3 protein-coding genes and 1 pseudogene are annotated in these 4,353 nt (G+C 68.3%); all 4 read right to left on the bottom strand.

Annotation, left to right across the window (positions count from 1 at the left end; all coding sequences use genetic code 11):
* Window positions 1–532, bottom strand: a pseudogene (locus ACFQEU_RS12070) (FG-GAP-like repeat-containing protein); the annotation flags it as partial.
* 101 nt (window positions 533–633) lie between these two features.
* A complete protein-coding gene (locus ACFQEU_RS12065) occupies window positions 634–1,599 on the bottom strand; it encodes a hypothetical protein (RefSeq protein WP_379782464.1) in 966 nt (321 codons plus the stop codon).
* Window positions 1,600–1,731: 132 nt separating this feature from the next.
* The gene (locus tag ACFQEU_RS12060) at window positions 1,732–3,312 is read right to left on the bottom strand and encodes an anaerobic glycerol-3-phosphate dehydrogenase subunit C (RefSeq protein WP_379782461.1); all 1,581 of its coding nucleotides are present in this window, start codon (window positions 3,310–3,312) and stop codon (window positions 1,732–1,734) included.
* On the bottom strand, window positions 3,309–4,353 hold a 1,045-nt coding region (gene glpB, locus ACFQEU_RS12055; RefSeq protein ID WP_379782459.1), incomplete at its 5' end, for a glycerol-3-phosphate dehydrogenase subunit GlpB. The genes ACFQEU_RS12060 and glpB, both read right to left, overlap by 4 nt.

Here is a 4,353-nt window from a genome sequence, read left to right as displayed (position 1 = left end):
CGGCCTCGACGGCGAGCCCCACCGCGTCGGCCATGTCGGACGCCTCGCCGTCGTCGCCGAGCTCGTAAAACGCCAGCGGCGCGCCGTAGCTCGCCACCGCGACACCGTATCGTCCGGTGCCGTGACGGTCGAGCGCGGCAACCGACCGGCCCGCCCGGAAGTTGAGCCGGTCGGCGTTCACCGGCAGCGCGAACGTGTCCGTCCAGCGGTACCGCTCCGCCTCCAAGCGGTCCAGAAGGAGGTCGGAGTCGCCGCCGATCCCGACGCCGTTGGCGCAGTTGTGAACGTACACCTCCTCACAGCCGTCGCCGTCGAGGTCGGCCGCACACACCCCCATCGCGTGGCGTTCCCGATCGGCGACGATCCCGCAGGCGGTGTCGACGAAGCGGTCGCCGTCCCGCGTGTAGAGTCGGTTCGCCTCCCCGTACCCGGCGACGAACAGGATCGGACCGTCCCGACCGGGCGTCACCGCTGCGCCGTACCCTCGCATCGGGTCGGCATCGGCGAGGAGGTCGGAACGATCCGCGAACATGGCCGCCCGTCACCGCCCAGGGGATATGAACGCACGGGTTGGCACCCCCGCCGAGCGCCTTATATACCTCACACGCGACCAGCGCGAGCGAGGCGGACGGATCAGAGGTTCCGCCGAACGTACTCGGTCAGCCGTCGGAGGCGTTCGGGGTCGAACGTCCATACCCCCTGCCAGAGGCGCGGTTCCGTCTCGACGGCGAGCAGCCCGACGCCGCCATCGACGCCGCGCCGGAGGTCGTTGACGGGCGTCCCACCGTCGCCCCGCGCGGGACACTCGGCCGCGGTGTCGGTCACGGCCGGTCTACCGAACCCGTCCGGTGGCTCGAACACGACGAACCAGCTGTCGGTGAAGTCGACGCTCCGGCCCCCGTGGATCGTCGCGTCCAACCCGATCGGCGGGTCGTCGGGGACGCCGTAGAGGTGCGCGTCCACATCGGTGTCCCCGATCCGCTCGTACACGCGGCGCGTCCCCAGCTCGTCGTCGATCCGCGAGAGTCGCTGGAACGACGAGCGGATCGTACCGTCCCCAGCCGTCCACGCGGCCCGTTCGATGAACCGCGAGATCGTGATCAACAACAGCTTCTGTCGGTTCGACTCCGGGTATCCGCGCAGCGAGAATACCGTGTCTTCGAGCCCCGTTATCACTCGGGGCAGTTCGAGCTCGTCGAGCGAGCGCGTCCCAGTGATGTACAGGTCAGAGTTCACGAACAACACCGCCTCGCCGAGCTCCTCGAGGGTAGACTCCGCGACTACCCGTCCGTCCTCGACCAACAACACGAGGTTTTCGACATCGACGGGTACCTCGACGTCGACGGGGATCTCGACGTCGACGGACCCGTCACCGGTGAGCGGGACGCCGTCGACGTCGTGGCGTGCCGCGAAGTCGTCGTCGCGAGTCGTTCCCTCCGGGGATCCCTCCCGCCGAAGATCCCGTTCGACCACCCGAACCGCGTCGTCGCCGAACGTATCCACAAGCATGTCGTGAACCGGGTCGGGATCGGTACGGTTGACGACGACGATCGATCGCTCCGTCGTCTCGAAACGGTCCACGAGCTGCGCGAGCGTCACGTCCCTGCCTCGGGATCCGTCGAAGATAAGCGTTCGTCTCCCGTTATCGGCGGTGAAAACGGAACGGTCCGTCGGAGTCGGTCGGGAACCGACAGCACCGACGCCGTCTCGATCCGGTAGCGTGACGACCCGTCAGGCGACGAGCGTGTCCTCCAACAGCTGGAGGGGGTGTTCGATCTCGTACCCCGTGCCGTGTTCCATCTGCATCGCGCAGGTGGGGCACTCCGTCATCCCCACCTCGCCCTCGGCGTCCTCCATGTGGTGGAACATCTCCTCGCCGATCTCCATCGACTTCTCGTACTTCTCGCTCTTCCAGCCGTACGTTCCTGAAATGCCTGAACAGGAGTCGCCGACGTCCTCCATGGTGACGCCGTCGACATCGCGGAACGTCTCGACGGCCTGCCGGGAGAGCCCCTGGTTGCGGGCGTGACAGGGCGCGTGGTACGCGTACGAGCGTTCGTCGTCGGGGCTGGCTTCCTCGAGCGCGCCGGTCAGGTCCTCGTGGATCCGGAGGTACTCCAGCGCCTCGAACGTGTGATCGGAGACGTCCTCGATCCCGTGGATGTCGAACAGCTCGGGGTACTCCTGGCGAAGCGACATCGAACACGACGTACACGAGGCGATCACGTCCGCGCCGTCGCCGATAGCCTCGACGAGGTTCTCGACGTTCGTCACGGCGTGCCGGCGAGCGTCCTTCAACATCCCGTTGGCGAACATCGGGGTGCCGGAGCATTTCTGCGGCGGCACCATCACCTCGTACCCGAACTGTTCGTACACGCGGACCATGGCCTTGCCGACCTCCGGCGTGTTGTAGTTCGAGTAGCAGCCGTGGAAGTACGCCACCCGCTTGTCCGGGTTCGACACCTGCGCGCCGCCGCGGTCGCGCCACCACTCGCGGAACGTCGTCGTCGCGAACTCGGGGAACTCCCGCTCTTTGGGGATCCCGAGCGTCTTATCCATCACCCACCGCGCCGGCCCGAAGTTCATCGCGAACGACGAGAGCCGCGGGACCATGCTCGCCAGCCGCGCGGAGGTGCGGTAGTTCGCTAAGATCCGGTTGCGGACGTACTCCACGGAGAGCTTCTCCATCTGCTCTTCGACGAACTGCCCGCGCGCCTCGTTGTGCATCTGCGAGAGCGGCACCCCGGACGGACAGGCGTCGTCACAGCGCATACAGTTCGAACAGGAGGAGATCGACTCGTCGATGTCGGCGTCGTCCTTCCGCTTGAGCCGCCACTGCTCCGGCCCCTGGAACTTCGGCCCGGGGAACTCGTCGTCGACCTCCGCCACCGGACACGACGTGTCACAAGAAGTGCATTTGTAACAGGAGTCCGCGCCGTCACGGAGGTCGAGCTCCCCCTCAGGGAACACGTCGATCGGGTCGTACGTCTGCGGGTCGAGCTCGCGCGAGTCGCTCCCGCCGGTCGCGCTCTCGACGCCGCCATCGGTGGCCGCGTCGTCAGCTGCGCGTCCCCCGTTAGTGGCCGCGTCGTCAGCTGCGCGGCCCCCGTCGGTGGCGGTCCGGGTCTCAGTTCGAGCGTCAGCTTCGGCGTCGGTCCCCTCGCCATCGTCCGGTACGAAGATCGACGGCTGCTCGTCGCGCCCGATCTCCGGGACGTTCGGTTGGGCCCGCCGCTCCGCCGCCTCGCTCTCGGTCGATTCGTCGATGTCGCTTCCCCCGTCCGTGTCGTCGGTTCCTGTCTCTCGTGTCATTGTCGAACCTCCCGTGCCGCCTCCTGTCCGGCCACCAAGCCGGTCGCGAGCGAGACGCCGCTCGCCGATTTCTCCCGTGCGACGTCCGCCCCGCCGACGACCGCGCCGGCGACACGCACGTTCCCGTGTGCCACAGCCCCCGACTCGTCCAGCGGCCGCAACCGATCGTCGGGCCGTACCCCGAACCTAGCGTACGGCTGCTCGCCGAACGCGTCGTCAACGAACCACTCGTAGCGGTCCGAGGGCTGCGGCACGTATAAGTCGAGCACCGGCTCGCGGACCCCGTCACGGTCCGAATCGAGCCCCTTCCCAACCAGCCCGCCGGTCGCGAGCACGACCGTGTCCGCGCCGTACGGGACCTTGCTCCCCTTCCGGTTCATGATCAGGTGCTCGATATCACCGTTCGCGTCCGTCTCGTAGTCGACGACCGGCGTCCCGGTCTCGAACCGAACACCCTCCGCGTCGAGCGCGTCGTAGAGCCGGTCCTCCAGCCGGAGCCCGGGGAGGCTCGGCGGCCCCATCGGGATCTCGAAGACGTCCGCACCGAGTCGGTCGGCGAGATCCGCGCGCACGTCCGCACCCTCGTCGTCGCCGAGGAACGCCGGGAAGCCGACGCGTTCGACGCGGTCGACGCCCCCCTCATCGTCGACGACGTCGTGCAGGTGTGGGGCGACCGCCTTCGCCAACGCCTCCCGAGCGGGCGTCCCGTCGATCGCCTCATCGCGGTCGAGCGCCTTCGCGAGTCGCGTTATCTTCGCGTCGGCACGGAACGCCTCCGCGAACTCGACTTCGACACCCGCGACGTCGAACGGAACGCCCGACGCCGCCAGCCGGTCCGCGAACGATCGCGCGTCGTACTCCGTGAGCGACCGGAACCCGACGATCAGCGTCGGGCGGTCGTCGCTCGCGACCCCCGCCGCCGCAGACTTCGGGTAGCGTGCCGTGGGTTTCACCGCCCCGCCGAACGTCGGAACCAGCGCGTTGCGGTCGGTGTGGCCCCCGAGGTACGCGTCGCCGACGAGGTCGTCGAACAGCGCGCGC

Source organism: Halorubrum tibetense (assembly GCF_042661865.1).
Lineage (GTDB): Archaea > Halobacteriota > Halobacteria > Halobacteriales > Haloferacaceae > Halorubrum > Halorubrum tibetense.
This window is presented reverse-complemented; position numbering and strand designations above follow the sequence as displayed.